The sequence below is a fragment of the Amycolatopsis sp. VC5-11 genome, assembly GCF_037034185.1.
Taxonomy (GTDB): domain Bacteria; phylum Actinomycetota; class Actinomycetes; order Mycobacteriales; family Pseudonocardiaceae; genus Amycolatopsis; species Amycolatopsis nivea.
The window spans coordinates 149,252-163,436 of sequence record NZ_JBAGKF010000008.1; the positions used below are offsets into that span (position 1 = coordinate 149,252).

Annotated in this window: 16 protein-coding genes; 11 read left to right on the forward strand and 5 right to left on the reverse strand. The window is 70.4% G+C overall.

Annotated elements, in window-relative coordinates; all coding sequences use genetic code 11:
* Window positions 1-78: 78 nt before the first annotated feature.
* The 4 genes from WA670_RS24325 (at window position 79) to WA670_RS24340 (ending at window position 2,484) form a co-directional block, all read left to right on the forward strand.
* Entirely contained in the window at window positions 79-813 is a 735-nt protein-coding gene (locus WA670_RS24325; RefSeq protein ID WP_134666524.1) for a hypothetical protein, read from the forward strand.
* Between the two features lie 40 nt (window positions 814-853).
* Window positions 854-1,579: a maleate cis-trans isomerase family protein gene (locus WA670_RS24330; protein ID WP_134666522.1), complete on the forward strand. Its 726-nt coding sequence runs from the start codon at window positions 854-856 to the stop codon at window positions 1,577-1,579.
* Window positions 1,580-1,644: 65 nt separating this feature from the next.
* The gene (locus tag WA670_RS24335; protein ID WP_336158959.1) at window positions 1,645-2,007 is read left to right on the forward strand and encodes a VOC family protein; all 363 of its coding nucleotides are present in this window, start codon (window positions 1,645-1,647) and stop codon (window positions 2,005-2,007) included.
* A gap of 21 nt (window positions 2,008-2,028) precedes the next feature.
* Window positions 2,029-2,484 carry a MarR family winged helix-turn-helix transcriptional regulator gene (locus tag WA670_RS24340; protein WP_308196559.1) on the forward strand — a complete coding sequence of 152 codons (456 nt, stop codon included), beginning with the start codon at window positions 2,029-2,031 and terminating at the stop codon, window positions 2,482-2,484.
* Here the strand turns inward: WA670_RS24340 and WA670_RS24345 are convergent, their stop codons facing one another.
* Complete coding sequence (locus WA670_RS24345; RefSeq protein WP_336158960.1) at window positions 2,485-3,081, reverse strand: hypothetical protein; 597 nt, start codon at window positions 3,079-3,081, stop codon at window positions 2,485-2,487.
* 117 nt (window positions 3,082-3,198) lie between these two features.
* Here WA670_RS24345 and lexA point away from each other — a divergent pair, with 117 nt between their 5' ends.
* Complete coding sequence (gene lexA, locus WA670_RS24350) at window positions 3,199-3,852, forward strand: transcriptional repressor LexA (RefSeq protein WP_043833424.1); 654 nt, start codon at window positions 3,199-3,201, stop codon at window positions 3,850-3,852.
* Between the two features lie 44 nt (window positions 3,853-3,896).
* On the opposite strand, the gene WA670_RS24355 is transcribed toward lexA, so the two are convergent.
* Together WA670_RS24355 and WA670_RS24360 are read right to left on the reverse strand one after the other, a co-directional pair.
* A complete protein-coding gene (locus tag WA670_RS24355; protein ID WP_037819491.1) occupies window positions 3,897-5,156 on the reverse strand; it encodes a Bcr/CflA family multidrug efflux MFS transporter in 1,260 nt (419 codons plus the stop codon).
* A gap of 105 nt (window positions 5,157-5,261) precedes the next feature.
* Window positions 5,262-8,399: a GH92 family glycosyl hydrolase gene (locus WA670_RS24360; RefSeq protein ID WP_336158961.1), complete on the reverse strand. Its 3,138-nt coding sequence runs from the start codon at window positions 8,397-8,399 to the stop codon at window positions 5,262-5,264.
* 210 nt (window positions 8,400-8,609) lie between these two features.
* On the opposite strand from WA670_RS24360, the gene WA670_RS24365 reads away from it, so the two are divergent.
* The 5 genes from WA670_RS24365 to WA670_RS24385 all read left to right on the forward strand — a co-directional run bounded on the left by WA670_RS24365 (window position 8,610) and on the right by WA670_RS24385 (window position 12,081).
* Window positions 8,610-8,918 (forward strand): cupin domain-containing protein, encoded by a 309-nt coding sequence (locus WA670_RS24365; RefSeq protein WP_336158962.1) that lies wholly within the window; start codon window positions 8,610-8,612, stop codon window positions 8,916-8,918.
* A gap of 79 nt (window positions 8,919-8,997) precedes the next feature.
* Complete coding sequence (locus WA670_RS24370; RefSeq protein ID WP_037819487.1) at window positions 8,998-9,825, forward strand: hypothetical protein; 828 nt, start codon at window positions 8,998-9,000, stop codon at window positions 9,823-9,825.
* A gap of 57 nt (window positions 9,826-9,882) precedes the next feature.
* Window positions 9,883-10,701, forward strand: a complete 819-nt coding sequence (locus WA670_RS24375) for an LLM class flavin-dependent oxidoreductase (RefSeq protein ID WP_336158964.1) — start codon at window positions 9,883-9,885, stop codon at window positions 10,699-10,701.
* Between the two features lie 59 nt (window positions 10,702-10,760).
* A complete protein-coding gene (locus WA670_RS24380; protein WP_238607147.1) occupies window positions 10,761-10,988 on the forward strand; it encodes a hypothetical protein in 228 nt (75 codons plus the stop codon).
* Between the two features lie 70 nt (window positions 10,989-11,058).
* Complete coding sequence (locus WA670_RS24385) at window positions 11,059-12,081, forward strand: NADPH:quinone reductase (protein ID WP_238607148.1); 1,023 nt, start codon at window positions 11,059-11,061, stop codon at window positions 12,079-12,081.
* Here the strand turns inward: WA670_RS24385 and WA670_RS24390 are convergent.
* Window positions 12,074-12,928, reverse strand: a complete 855-nt coding sequence (locus WA670_RS24390; RefSeq protein WP_336158965.1) for an SDR family NAD(P)-dependent oxidoreductase — start codon at window positions 12,926-12,928, stop codon at window positions 12,074-12,076. The genes WA670_RS24385 and WA670_RS24390 overlap by 8 nt on opposite strands.
* Before the next feature lie 67 nt (window positions 12,929-12,995).
* On the opposite strand from WA670_RS24390, the gene WA670_RS24395 reads away from it, so the two are divergent.
* Complete coding sequence (locus WA670_RS24395; protein ID WP_051729751.1) at window positions 12,996-13,604, forward strand: TetR/AcrR family transcriptional regulator; 609 nt, start codon at window positions 12,996-12,998, stop codon at window positions 13,602-13,604.
* Here WA670_RS24395 and WA670_RS24400 read toward each other — a convergent pair.
* The gene (locus WA670_RS24400; RefSeq protein ID WP_037819484.1) at window positions 13,588-14,154 is read right to left on the reverse strand and encodes a TetR/AcrR family transcriptional regulator; all 567 of its coding nucleotides are present in this window, start codon (window positions 14,152-14,154) and stop codon (window positions 13,588-13,590) included. The two genes, WA670_RS24395 and WA670_RS24400, sit on opposite strands and share 17 nt — an antisense overlap.
* Window positions 14,155-14,185: the final 31 nt, after the last annotated feature.

Below are 14,185 nucleotides of genomic sequence, written 5' to 3' on the forward strand. Positions count from 1 at the left end.
AGCCGTAACGAACCGCCGGACCGGGCGATAACCGGATGCGCCCGGGGGTGTCCCGGGCCTGTCCCGAACGGAAACCGCATGACTCGCCCGGTCCCAAACCGTCTCCTCCTGCGCTGCGGTGCCATTGCGGCCGCGCTCGCGTGCGCTGCCTGCTCCGGTTCCGGAGGGAGTCCAACCCTGCCGCTGGTCAGCGCGGCGGCGAGTTCGCCGGTCAAGCCGTTCGACGCGCCGCCCGATGCCGCGACGGTCGGGGACACCGTCGCGAACGAACTGGGCATGGCCAGGGCGGTCCACCTCAAAGGCACGAGCGCCGACGGCCTCACCGTCGACCTGCAGCTCAACCACGACAGTGCGAGCGGTTCGATCGAGAAGGACGGCGCGCCGCTGTCGCTGGTGCGCGTCGGCGACAAGGTGTGGATCAAAGTCACCGCCGCGCTGGCCAAGATCACCGGACTGTCCGCCCGAGCCATGTCGACGATGGACGGCAAATGGCTGCCGGCGGACGCTCCGCTGCTCCACGGCCGTGGCGCGAAGTTGAAGGACCTCCTGGACTGCGACTCCTTCCTCGACTCCGCCGCCGACGAGCTCGGCCAGCCCGGTTACTCCGCGGGCGAACTCGTCGACCTGGAGGGCACTCCGGCGGTGCGCTACCGGAACGGCAGCAAGGCGATCTACCTCGGGCGCTTCGGGACGACCTACTCCCTGATGCGGTACGAGTCCCCGCGGGACGGGGCGCTGGACCTCGACCTGGGCGACCCCCACCCGGCCAAGGCCCCCTCCGCCGACGAGATCTACTCCGGTCCCGGCTCCTGAAGTTCTGCCGTCCGGGCGAACGAGTGCGACACTGCCCGAGATGATCGGTCTGCTGTATCCCACTCGCGATTGCGCCGAGGACGACTTCACCGCCCTCGCCGGATGCCTGGACGCCCGGCCCGGCGTGGAGTTCGCCTACGTCCCCTGGGCGCGGCGCGTCGTCGAGCGGGAGAACGTCCAGACCGCCGTGCGCGAGCTGAGCGAGCCGGACCGGCTGGTCCAGACGGCGGCGAAGTTCACGACGTCCCCGCGCGTGGTCAGCTGGGCGTGCGCGAGCTGCAGTTTCCTCGACGGCGTCGCCGTGGCCAAGACGCAGACCGGTGCCCTGACGGACGCGCTGGGCGTCCCGGCGAGCAGCACGTCGCTGGCGTTTCTCGCCGCCGCGCACCGGCTCGGACTCAAGCGGATCTCGCTCGCCTCGGTGTACGCGCCGGACATCACCGACGCGTTCTCGGCGTTCCTTGCCGAGGAAGACATCGCGACTGTGCACGCCGTGTCGGCCGATGCCGGTTCGGACCGCGATCTGGCGGCGTGGGACAGCGGCCGCATCCGCGAACTGGTCGATTCCGCGGCCTCGCCGGACGCCCAGGCCGTCCTGCTCCCGGAGACCGCCCTGCACACCGCGCCGCTGCTCGCCGAACTCGAAAACCGGGCGGGCAAACCCGTGCTGACCGCGACACAGGTGACGCTCTGGCACTGCCTCACCCTGCTCGGCCGGCCTGCCGCCGGACCGGGTCTCGGCACGCTGCTCGCCCACCCGCATTGACCGTCCACTGTGGACAAACAAGATCCCGGGCATAACCGCGGCCGATCGCGGGTAATTCCCCGATCATGAGCAGCCACCTGATCGCCGTCACCGTCGACTGCCGAGACGCCGACGCACTCGCCGAATTCTGGCGGGAAGCGCTGGGCTACCCGCCTGCCGAGCGGTGGCCGGACAGCCACGGACTCACCTACGTCGAACTGAAAGCGCCGGACCGGCCGTCGCTGCTGTTCCAGCCGGTGCCCGAGGGGAAGACCGTCAAGAACCGGCTGCACCTGGACATCGCGCCGGACACCGTGGAACAGCGCGACGAAGTGGCCCGCCTCGTCACCCTTGGCGCGAAAGTCGTGGAAGATCCGGAGAACGACCACTGGATCGTGCTGAAAGACCCCGAAGACAACGAATTCTGCATCCTCCCCCGGCGGTCCTGACCCCGCGCTACGATCGCCGCCGTGCCCGACCCCCGAATGCCCGCGCACCCCGACCTCGGCATGCTCGCCGGGCGGTTGCTGTTCGCGGTGCAGCGGGAACTGTTCACCGCGCTGGCCGCCGAGGGTTTCGCCGACCTGAGCCCCCGGCACGGCGCGGTGCTCGCCTACCTCGGCCCGGACGGCGCCCGCGCGACCGAACTGTCCCGCCTCTCCGGACGGCGCAAGCAGGTCATCGGCACGATGGTCGACGAACTCGCGACGCTCGGCTACGTCGAACGCCGCCCCGACCCGGCCGACCGGCGGGCGAAACTCGTCTGCCCGACCGAACGCGGAGAAGCCATGATCGCGGCCTCGACCCGCATTCTCGCCGGGATCGAGGACCGGCACGCCCAGCGCCTCGGCCGGGACGAGTACGCCGAGTTCAAGCGGGTGCTCACCGAGGTCACAGACGAGCAGCGGCACTTCGCCGGACAGTGATCACTGGCCCGGCCAATTCTGCTGCGGCGGGCCGGAGGCGGGCCATTGCCCCGGCATCGGCTGCTGCGGATACGGCCGCTGGGGATACTGCGGTTGCTGCGGGTACTGCTGCGGCATTCCCGGAGCGCCGTACTGCTGCGGATACTGCTGCCCCGGATACTGCGGCATCCCCGGAACCGGTGCCCCGTAAGGCATTCCGTATCCCACGGGCGGAGGCGTCTTCGCGGACACCGCGGGCAGCCACAGCACCACCGCCAGGATCGTGATCACGCCGAACGCGACGCTCGCGTCCCAGGAATGGACATCCACGAGCGAGACGAGCGCGCACAGCAGCTGCACCGGCGCGGCCCAGAGCAACCTCCGCCCGACCGCTTGCCGACGCGCGAAAATCATCCCCACGCCGACCAGCACCACAATCGCCAGCAAGCCGTACAGCCCCGACGCGTAAGTGGCGACACCGGCGTGTTTTCCGCCGCTCGCGAGATGGAAGATCGACCACAATCCCCCGCGTGCCGCGTAGATCTCCAGCAGTGCGAGGACCACCGCCACCGCGATGCCGATCCCCGTCACCTTCGGCCGTACTGCCGGCTGAGTCATCCCCGGTCCCCTCCGTCACCCTCCGGAGGGAACACTCTACCAAGCGCAGTCACCGTCCACAGTGGAACAACCGCCCCGGCCCCGGCGACCGGCCCGCCCGCCGTCTACGATCGGCCCGTGACCGCCTACGACGACGTCTTCGACGACCTGGACGCTTCGGCCCTGCCCGAGCGGCAGCAGCGCATCCTCGCCACCATCCGGGACTGGGTGGGCAGGCACGGATACTCGCCGAGCACGCGCGAGATCGGCGAAGCGGTCGGGCTGCGGTCGACGTCCTCGGTGTCGAAGCATCTCGCCGCGCTGGAGGACAAGGGGTTCCTGCGGCGCAGCCCCACCGTCTCCCGCCCGATCGACGTGCGCGCCTTCCTCGGCGACCTGCCCACGCGCGAAAGCAGCGACTCCGTGCCGGTGCCGGTGGTCGGCGACATCGCGGCGGGCACGCCGATCTCCGCGCAGGAGCACGTGGACGACGTCATGCAGCTGCCGCGCGGGCTCACCGGCCGCGGCACCGTGTTCGGGCTGCGCGTGCGCGGCGATTCGATGGTCGACGCGGCGATCTGCGACGGCGACATCGTCGTGGTCAAGCAGCAGCCCGAGGCGCATTCGGGCCAGATCGTCGCCGCGATGATCGACGAGGAGGCGACGGTCAAGGTCTACCGCCGCCGCGACGGGCACGTCTACCTCGAGCCCCGCAACCCGGCCTACGACGTGATCGACGGCGACCGGGCCACGGTGCTCGGCGTGGTCGTCTCGGTGCTCCGCAGCATGTGAGCGGCGATGCCGGGGCGCACCGGCATCGCCACCCACGAGCCACCTCAGTCGACGGCCACCGGGACCCGGGTGTCGGCCAGCACCTCCGGCTCGGCCGCCCGGCCCTGCCACGGCCGCGCGACCAGCCACAGCACCAGGCCGGACACCACCAGTCCGCCGAACATCACCGTGGCCATCGCGACCGCGTTGTTGCCCAGCAGGCCGACCACCGGCGACACCGCCGCGCCGACGCCGAACTGCACCGCGCCCAGCAGCGACGCCGCGGTCCCGGCGTTGTCGCCGTGCGCGTCGAGCGCGACCGCCGGCGCGTTCGGCAGGATCAGCCCGGCGAAGAACAGCACCACCCACACCGGCACCGCGACGCCGAACATGCCGCCGAAGCCGGTCAGCGCGGTCGCCAGCAGCACCGCGGCCGAGGCCGCCGCCGCGACGCTCGCGAAAAGCAGCACCTGGTGCGGTTCGAACCGGTTCATCAGCCGGGCGTTGACCTGCGTCGCGGCGATCAGCCACACCGCGCTCGCCCCGAACATCAGGCCGAACTGCTGCTGGTCGAGTCCGTACTGCTGCTGGAACACGAACGATCCGCCGCTGACGAACGCGAACAGCCCGGCCATCGCGAACCCGGCCACCAGCACCAGCCCGACGAACGAGCGGTCGGTGAACAGCGTCCGGTAGGACCGCATGGTCGCCCGGACCTTGAACGGCTGCCGCCGCGCGGGTGGCAGGGTCTCCGGCAGCGCGAGCGCCGCCGCGACGCCGCTAGCCAGCCCGATTGCGGCCAGCGCCACGAACACGCCGCGCCAGTGCGTCCACGCCAGCAGCGCGCTGCCGAGCGTCGGGGCCAGCACCGGAGACACGCCCATCACCAGGATGAGCTTGGACAGCAGTTTCGCCGCGGCGCGATCGGTGTAGAGGTCGCGCACCACGGCCAGCGCCAGCACCGCGCCCGCCGAGGCGCCCAGCCCCTGCAGCACGCGCGCCGCGCTCAGCAGCTCGACCGTCGGCGCGACCAGGCACAGCAGCGACGCGAGCACGTGGATCGCGCTTCCCGCGACGAGCGGGATCCGCCGCCCCATCGCGTCCGAGAGCGGGCCGGCGATCAGCTGGCCCAGGCCGAGCCCCAGCACCGTTCCGGTGAGGGTCAGCTGGATCGTCGACTCCGTCGTCAACAGTTCGCGGGTGATGTCCGGCAGAGCCGGCAGATACATGTCGATGGACAGCGGCCCCAGTGCCACCAGAACGCCCAGCACGAGCACCAGCTTCAGCTGGCTCCCGGCTTTCGGCGCTTCGCGTGTTTCGTTCACGCCACTCCCCTTCGTCGTGAGCACGCCAGTGACTTACGACGAAGGGGGCCGAGAAATTCCGGAACCCCCGAACAGATCACACCCTGGGAATCCCGCTTGACAAACTCAGCCGAGGCCGAGGGCGAATACGTGGAGGTCCGGATCGGACGGGAGCGTCACCGTCGCGATCTTCTTGCCCGCCGGGATTTCCAGCGGCGACGTCGCGTAGACCGAGGCGCCGATTCCCTGGCCGCCGGGCTGATTCCGGTACGCGGTGCGGGCCACGAGCGTATTGCCGAACACTGGTTCGGTTTTTCCGCCCGGCAACACCCAGTCACCGAACGAAAGATCGGCGGTCGCCGTCGTGCCGTCGGTGAACGCGACCGTCGCGCTCCCGCGATGGTCTCCGTTCGTCGCCGAACCGACGAAAAGCAGGCGGGCGGCTGAAGTTCCACCTAGATCGAGCTTCTGCCCGGACGGCACCGCGTTGTCCGGACGGCCGGACGGCGCGGCGGGCCAGACGAACGTCGTGCCCGCCGCGTGTCCGGTCGAACCCGGAGCGAGACCGGCGTCCGCCAGCGCTTTCCGCGAATAGCTGTTCCCGGCGCCGTCGAAATTCGCCGAACCGCCGTCGCCGTCGTCGGAAATCCCGGCATTGCCGAAGGTCGCGGCGAGGCTTCCCTTCGGCGCGACCAAAACAATTACCGAGGAAGAAACGGTATGTCCGGCTCCGCGCAATGTCACCGGCACTTCGTAGTAACCCGCGGGAGTGCCCGCCGCCGCGGTCACGGTCAGGTCCGTTTTACCGCCGCCGGTGTGGTTGTCGAGCCACACCGAACGCGGTCCGGACACGGTGATCCCAGCGGGCGCCGACGTCGAGAGGTTAAGCGAGCGCAGGTGCCCGCCGAGCCGCTGGCCGTTCACCACGACGGTGCCGGAGCCGCCCGGTTCGAGGGTCACCTGGTTGGCCACCGAGCCGACGAACGGTTCCTCGTTGTCCCGATAGGACGGTGGTTGCGTGTTCGCCGCCCAGTTCCGGTCCGGCTGCGCGGACAGCGCGAAGTCGAGCCGACCGCCGTTGCGCGCGAGATCTTGCGGCAGCGACGTCCGGTCCCACCGGTGCCCGTTCAGCGCGAGGCCGTGGACGTACTGCGTGGTCGTCGAGGCTCCCGGCGCGCGGATGTCCAGCGTGCGGCCGCCGGGCAGGGTCAGCACCGCGCGCTCGAACAGCGGGCTGTGCACGGTGAGGTCCGGCGTGCCCGGAGTCGACGGGTACAGGCCCAGCGCGGCCCAGACGTACCAGGACGATTGCGCGCCGAGGTCGTCGTTTCCAGGCTCTCCGTCCGGCGTAGCGCTGAACAGCGTGGTCGCGATCCGGCGCACCACCTCTTGGGTCTTCCACGGCTGGCCGACGTGGTTGTACATCCAGGGAACGCCGAAGTCGGGCTCGTTGCCCGCCCACATGTACGGCTCGTTCGGGCCGACGTTGAGCTTCTGGAAGAACGTGTCGAGCCGCGCGGACACCGCCGCCGGACCGCCTATCGCGGTCACCAGCCCGGCCGTGTCCTGCGGCACGAGCCAGGTGTACTGCGCGGCGTTGCCCTCGTCGAAACCGTCCTGGCCGAAGGTGCCGGGCGCGGGCGGCTGGTAGGCCGGGCCGTCCGGGAACCGGCCGTCCTGGCCGCGCGGCTGCAGGTAGCCGGTCGCCGGGTTGAACAGGTGCTGCCAGTTCTGGCCGCGTTTCGCGAAGTCGCGGGCGACGCCTCGGTCGCCGATCGCGCCGGCGAACTGCGAGATGGCGAAGTCGTCGATCGCCCATTCCAGCGTGATCGAGGCGCCGACGCGGGCGTGGTCGCCGCGGGAGGCGTCGTTGTTGGGCAGGTAGCCGCGGGCGAGATAGTCCGCGATCCCCCGGCGTTCCTGGTACGCGCCGGGCGTCTCGTCCACCGACGTCGCACCCTTGACCAGGTACTTCAGCGCGGTCTTGACGTCGAAGTCGCGCGCGCCGAAGGCGTAGAGGCTCGACAGCAGCGCGACCGAGCTGTCGCCGGTCATCTGCCCGGTGTAGCCGTTGGCCATCGGCCAGCGCGGCCACCAGCCGCCCTGGACCGCGTCGTTGGTCAGCGACTGCGCCATGTCGCTGGCTTCCTTCGGGAACAGCATGCCGTGCAGGGGCGCGAGCGAGCGGTAAGTATCCCAGTCGGAGAAGTTGGCATACTGCGAATGCCCGGCCGGGAGCGTGCGGACCTGGTTGTCGAAGCCGAGGTAGCGGCCGTCGGCGTCGTTGAACGTGTTGGGGTGCATCAGGCCGTGGTAGAGCGCGGTGTAGAACGTTTTGAGCTGCGCGGAGTCCTTGCCCGCCACGCGGATCCGGCCGAGTGCGTCGCGCCAGGCGTCCTTGGTGCCCTTGCGCATCGCGGCGAAGTCCCAGCCGGGGGTCATGTTCTTCTTCGCGCCCTGAACGTCCACATAGGACATCGAGACCTTCGCGTGGACCACGCCGGCGTCGCCGAACGTCAGGTACGCCCCGGCTTTCGGCGCGTCGACCTGGTCGCCGCCGGGCTGGACGGTTTTGCCGTCCCAGGTGCCGTGCGCGGTGAACGGGCGGTCGAAGGTGATGTCGTAGTAGACGGTGTACGTGTTCGGCTTCCCGCAGAAGTGGCCGGTCGTCGCCTGGCTGCTGACCTCGCGGTCGCCGGTGATCCGCAGCCCCGCCGCGGAGTTGCCCGCCAGGCTCGCGCCGCCCTTCACGAGCACCTGCGCGTTCTGCCCCGCCGGGAAGGTGAACGCCGCCATCCCCGTGCGGGTGGTCGCCGTCAACTCGGTGCGCACGCCGGAATCGGGGAACGTGACCGCGTAATAGCCGGGTTCAGCCTGCTCGCCGTCGTGGGTGAAGCGCTCGACCCGGTCCCACGGTTTCGCCCCGACGTCGCCGGTGACCGGCAGGATCGGGACGTCGCCGAACGCGTTGCAGCCGACCGACGCGTGGTCGAGGCTGAAGCCGCGGATCTTGTCGCTGTGGTACTGGTAGCCGGCGTAGGACCCGTCGGTGTCCGGCGAGAACTGCATCATCCCGAACGGCGCGGCAGGCCCGGGAAAGTTGTTGATCTCGCCGACGGAGGTACCGCCGCGGCCGGTCCCGATGAGCGGATCCACGTACACCGCCGGATCACCGGCCAGGGCCGCCTGCGGCGCGGCCGCCGCGACGGTCCCCGCTCCGACGACCGCCGCCGTCGCCAACGCTGCCACGACTGAGTACCGCACGGCACCTCCCAGACCTCGTGTTGTCCGACCTTTCCGGCTCGCGGGCGGCGAGGTCAACCGGATGACAGAGATCTGGCCGGTTTCGACCGGACAGACATCCGACCGGCGGCACGGCAGACTCCTGCGGAGGTCCGTACGGGAATCAGATTCCGTCCGGGGTTTCCGCACAGACCTGCGCTTCGCGTGCCTGCCGGGCTAACCTCGACGGACATGACAGAACCTGCCACCCGGGACGTCGAGGGCCACGAGGTCGGCTCCGGCGTCTCCGTCATCCGCGAATACGCCACCGAGCCCGGCACCGGACCGCGGCTGCACCGGCATCCCTACCGCGAAACCTTCGTCATCCAGCGCGGGCGCGCGTTGTTCACCATCGGCGAGGAGCAGCGCGAGGGCGTCGCCGGGGAGGTGCTCGTCGCTCCGGCGAACACCCCGCACAAGTTCGTTTCCCTCGGTCCCGAACCCTACGAGGCGGTGCACATCCACGAGAACGACCGGTTCGTCACCGAGTGGCTGGAGTGAGGTCGAGCCGCATTTGTACGTCCCGTGTATCCCGTTCGGCGATGCTCGGCCCGGACCGACCAGGACCGGGAGGACACGGATGCTCAGGAAACTCGCAGTGCTCACCGCCGGAGCCGCGGCGGCGGCCACGGTCGCCGTCGCCGTTCCGGGCGTAGCCGCGGCGCTGCCGGCGGCGAACATGGAGGCCGTGCTGCTCGCGGCCCAGATCGACCCGCAGCGCGCCGACAGCACGCAGACCCCGGGCGCGCACGACAGCGTCCTGCTGGTCGAGAAGGCGCTGCAGGCGAAGGGGCTGCTGGACGCCAAGTACGTCGACGGCTACTTCGGCACCACCACGATCGACGCCTACTCGAAGTACCAGAAATCCCTTGGCTACACCGGAATCGACGCGTCCGGCCTGCCCGGCAAGACGTCGCTGGAGAAGCTCGGCTCCGGCAAGTACACGGTGTCGAACGTCGTGTCCGCGGGCAGCCACGTGACTTACCACGGCGTCACGCTGAACACGCGCACCAAGGCGATGCTCCAGGCGGCGGAGAAGCTGTTCGGCAAGGACGTCGGCCTCACCCAGGGTTCGTACAACCCGGGCGGCGTCGGCGCGTCGGCCGGAACGCACGACGGCGGCGGCGCTTTCGACGTTTCGGTGGCGAACATGTCCTCGGCGACCCGCACTGAATTCGCCAAGGATCTCCGGAAAGTCGGGTTCGCGGCCTGGGTCCGCACGCCGTCCCAGGGCGACTGGGGCTACCACATCCACGCGATCGCGGTGAACGACCCGGATCTGTCCTCGGGCGCGCAGCACCAGGTCGGAGCCTATTACCTCGGGCAGAACGGCCTCGCCAACCACGGCAAGGACGACGGTCCCGCGGTCAACCCGAAGCTGACCTGGGAGCAGTACCAGCGCGGCTGACTCACCCGGCTGCCGCATTTGCTGGCGCGAGTGCGGCAGCCGTGGTTTTCTGGTGCCATGGCGGGAAAAACATTTCGGTTCGGGGTGGTCGCGGCAGCGCAGGAGGGCGGCGCGAAATGGCGCGAAACGGCCCGTCGCGCGGAGGACCTCGGATATTCGACCCTGCTGTCGCCGGACAATCTCCGCCTCCCCACTCCGACCGCGGCGCTGGCCGTCGCGGCGGCGGTGACGACCGAACTGCGGGTCGGCACGTTCGTCTACGCCAGCCCGCTGCGCACGCCGCGCGCGGCCGCGTGGGAGGCGCACAGCCTCAGCGTGCTCACCGAGCGCCGGTTCGAGATGGGGATCGGCACCGGGATCCCGCCGATGCGCGAGGCGGCCGCCGAACTGGGCCTGCCGTACGGCACCGGCCCGGAGCGGCTCGCCCAGGTGTCGGACACGATCTCGCACCTGCGCCGCCTCGACGGTGAAGCGCACACGCCGGTGATGGTCGCCGCGGGCGGACCGAAGGCCCGGCGGCTGGCCGGGGAACGGGCGGACATCGTCACTCTCGCGGGCAGCGTCCTCGCGAGCCGCGCCGAGACCGCGGAATACGCCGCCGAGATCCGCTCGGCGGCGGGCGGCCGGGACGTCGAACTGGCGCTGAACATTTTCGTCGTCGGGGAAGAGATCCCGCCGTGGATCCGCGGTTTCATCGGGCACGACCACGAAACCCTCGTCGAGCACGACTCCCTCACCCTCCTGCGCGGCGGACCGGCCGCGATGGCCGACGAGCTGCAGCGGCGGCGGGAGGAGCTCGGAGTGTCGTACTACAGCGTGAACGGCGCGTTCATCGAGGACTTCGCGCCGGTGATCGCGCGGCTCGCCGGGCGCTGATCCGCTCCCGTGAAGCTGCAGCGGGTCGCCCGGCGGGAATAGCCGCGCCGGCCAGGGCATTGCACCGAGTCGGCGAAGAGATCCCGCCATGGATCCGCGGTTTCATCGGGCACGACCACGAAACCCTCGTCGAGCACGACTCCCTCACCCTCCTGCGCGGCGGACCGGCCGCGATGGCCGACGAGCTGCAGCGGCGGCGGGAGGAGCTCGGAGTGTCGTACTACAGCGTGAACGGCGCGTTCATCGAGGACTTCGCGCCGGTGATCGCGCGGCTCGCCGGGCGCTGATCCGCTCCCGTGAAGCTGCAGCGGGTCGCCCGGCGGGAATAGCCGCGCCGGCCAGGGCATTGCACCGAGGGTGAAAGCTGTGACCTACCGCCAGTTCGGCGGCCCGGAAGTGCTGACGTTGTCCGAACTCGCCGTGCCCGAGCCGGGGCCGGGCGAGGTGCGCGTGCGGATCGTCGTGTCCGCGGTGAATCCGACCGACTGGAAGGCGCGTTCCGGCTCCCGCTTCGGCGTCGAGGCCGAGTTGTCCGTGCCCAACCAGGACGGGGCGGGCGTCGTGGACGCGGTCGGCGCCGGGGTGGACGGATTCTCCGTGGGCGACCGGGTGTGGCTGCTGCTGGCCGCCGCGCACTCGCCGACGTCCGGGACCGCGCAGGAGTACACCGTGCTTCCGGCGGACCGGCTCGTCCCGCTCCCCGACGAGTCCGGGTTCGACGAGGGCGCCGCCTTCGCGATCCCGGCGCTCACCGCGCACCGCGCGCTCACCGTCGCGGAGGACGGACCGCAGCGGCTCGCTCCGAATGCGTTGGCGGGCAAGACGATTCTCGTCAGCGGCGGCGCGGGCGCGGTCGGCAACGCCGCGATCCAGCTGGCGCGCTGGGCCGGAGCGACCGTGATCGCCACGGTCAGCACCGAGGACAAGGCAGCGCTCGCGCGCGCCGCCGGTGCGCAGCATGTCGTGCGGTACACCGAAGGAGACGTCGCCGCCGCGATCCGGGAAATCGCGCCGGACGGGGTCGACGTGATCGTGGAGGTCGCCGTCGGCGTGAACGCTCCCCTGCACGCCGCGGTTCTCCGCCCGCGCGGGGTGGTCGCGGCCTACGGCGACGACCGCGGCACCGGGACCGTGACTGTCGATTTTGGACAGAACGTCTTCCTCAACAGCCGCTACCAGTTCCTGGTGCTCTACACCGTCGGATGGGACCGGCTGCGCGCCGGCGCGGAAGACCTGAACGCCGCCCTGCGCGACGGCGGGCTCCGGCTCGGCCCGGATCACGGACTCCCCGTGCACCGGTTCCCGCTGGCGGAAACCGCACGTGCGCACGAGGCGTCGGAGAAGGGCGTCACCGGGAAGGTGCTGATCGACGTCAGCTGAACACCGGCTCGACCCCGGTCAGCTCCACGCTCGCCGCCCACACCCGGGCGGCGGCTTCGGGGTCCGCGTACGGCCCGCGCACCGGCTCCGGCCGGGGCTTTCCCTTGAGCCCGAACACCCGCGGACCCCAGATCTGACCACTGTGGACATCCGGACCGGCCGCCGCCCGCACCGCTGGCCGCGCGCCGCCGTCCTTGCCCTGCAAGGCAATGCGCGCGAGGCTCAGCTTCCTGCTCCGCACATGCAGCGGCGGCCGGTCCGGCGTCAGGCTGTCCAGCGCTCCGCCCGGATGCGCGACCACACTCAGCCAGCTGCTGCCGGACGCCCGCAGCCGCCGATCCAGCTCCAACGCGAAGAGCGTTTGCGCGAGCTTCGACCGCTCGTACGCGGTTTTCGGCTGGTAATCCCGCTTGCTCTGGAGATCGTCGAAATCGAGCTTCGCTGATTTCGCCGCGAAACTGCCCATGGTCACGATCCTCGCCCCCGGCATCAACCGGTCCTGAAGCGCCGCGGTCAGCGCGAAATGCCCGAGATGATTGACCCCGAAGGTCATCTCGTGGCCGTCCTTGGTCTCCCGCCGCTCCGGCCCTTCGAGATACACCCCCGCGTTCAGCACGACCGCGTCGAGTTCCCCGACCTCGATCCCCTTCACCGACGCCAGATCGGCAAGGTCCAGCCGCGCCCACGACGCGCGCACCCCCGGGACCCGCTCGCGCAGCACCCGCAGCGCGACCTCCGCCTTGGCCGCGTCCCGGCTGCCGAGGACCACTTCCACCCCCGCCTCGGCTAACTGCTCCGCGACGAAGTAGCCGATCCCCGCGTTTCCCCCGGTCACCAGCACCGTCATGACACCCTCCTAAAACTGAAGTGACTTCAACTTTAGACCCATTTCAGCTTTGGGGTACCCTGGGGTGGTGGTCAACACAGGACGACGCGAACGCCGCAAGCTCGAAACCCGCCGCAGGCTGGACGAGGTCGCGCTGCGGCTGTTCCTGAAGCACGGCTACGACGGGGTGACCGTCGCGCAGATCGCCGAAGAGGCCGACCTCTCCGTCGCGACCCTGTTCGCGCACGTCCCGGACGGCAAAGACGCCCTGATCTTCGACGACGGCTCGGAACGCCGAGCCGGAATCGTCGCCGCGGTCCGGGATCGCGCCCCCGACGAACCGGTTCTCACCGCCCTGCACAAATTCTTCGCCGCCCGCGGCCCTTACTCGACGGACATCCCGCCGGAGCACGCCCCGAAACGGGACCTGATCGTGCAGACGCCCGCCTTGCGCGAGTACGCGCGCCGCCTATGGCATTCCTGCGAACCCGAACTGACCGCCGCACTGGCCGACGAAAGCGACTTGCCGCCAGACGACCCGGCAGTCCGGGCTTTGGCACGGTTCGTGCTGGAGATCCCGGATCTCACCGGTACCGCACCGGATCCCGCTGCCGCTTTGGCGTCGGTATTCGCGCTGCTGGAATCCGGATGGCCGCCGCGGTCTCAACCCGCGGACACCCTCACCAAGCAGCACTGACCTCGCGCACTTCGGCGAGCACTTCCCTTGCCAGCGAAGCGAAATCCGCGCCGCTTGTCCCGATCCATTCGTCGTGCGCGATTTCCCAGGCGAGCCCGCCCAGTTTCGCGGCCACCTGCGCGGTCCGGCCGGGGACGCCGCGGCGTCCTAGCGCCTCGATCATCGAATCGACCAGACCGATCCGTTTGCGCGCTTCACGTTCCCGCAATTCCGGATTGGCGTCCAGCACCGCCTGACGCCGGGCGCTGAACTCGCGCCGGTCGCCGGCGAAGAACTCGTTGCCCAGCACGTCCAGCGCGTGCGTCACCGCCTCGAGCGGCCCGGCCGAGGGCGGCGCCGCGGCGATCGCGTCGACGAGCAGGCCGGTCAGCGCGCTTCCGCCGAAGAGCACCTCGCGCTTGTCCGGGAAGTGCCGGAAGAACGTGCTCTTGGTGAGGCCCGCGCGCTCCGCGATCTCGATCACGGTCGTGTTCTCGTAGCCGCGCTCCTCGAACAGGTCGAGCGCCGCGGCGGCGAGCCGTCCTGGTGCGTCGGGTTGCCAGCGAGCCATGGGAGCAGTCTACGGGACTTGGTCTCGTCAC

What these genes read in the sequence shown, in the direction of transcription:
- WA670_RS24375 (WP_336158964.1), top strand. Translation starts at nt 9,883, where the DNA reads ATGGCGGGAAAAACATTTCGGTTCGGGGTGGTCGCGGCAGCGCAGGAG.
- WA670_RS24325 (WP_134666524.1), top strand. Translation starts at nt 79, where the DNA reads ATGACTCGCCCGGTCCCAAACCGTCTCCTCCTGCGCTGCGGTGCCATT.
- WA670_RS24345 (WP_336158960.1), bottom strand. Translation starts at nt 3,081, where the DNA reads ATGACTCAGCCGGCAGTACGGCCGAAGGTGACGGGGATCGGCATCGCG.
- WA670_RS24330 (WP_134666522.1), top strand. Translation starts at nt 854, where the DNA reads ATGATCGGTCTGCTGTATCCCACTCGCGATTGCGCCGAGGACGACTTC.
- WA670_RS24400 (WP_037819484.1), bottom strand. Translation starts at nt 14,154, where the DNA reads ATGGCTCGCTGGCAACCCGACGCACCAGGACGGCTCGCCGCCGCGGCG.
- WA670_RS24365 (WP_336158962.1), top strand. Translation starts at nt 8,610, where the DNA reads ATGACAGAACCTGCCACCCGGGACGTCGAGGGCCACGAGGTCGGCTCC.
- WA670_RS24390 (WP_336158965.1), bottom strand. Translation starts at nt 12,928, where the DNA reads ATGACGGTGCTGGTGACCGGGGGAAACGCGGGGATCGGCTACTTCGTC.
- WA670_RS24370 (WP_037819487.1), top strand. Translation starts at nt 8,998, where the DNA reads ATGCTCAGGAAACTCGCAGTGCTCACCGCCGGAGCCGCGGCGGCGGCC.
- WA670_RS24335 (WP_336158959.1), top strand. Translation starts at nt 1,645, where the DNA reads ATGAGCAGCCACCTGATCGCCGTCACCGTCGACTGCCGAGACGCCGAC.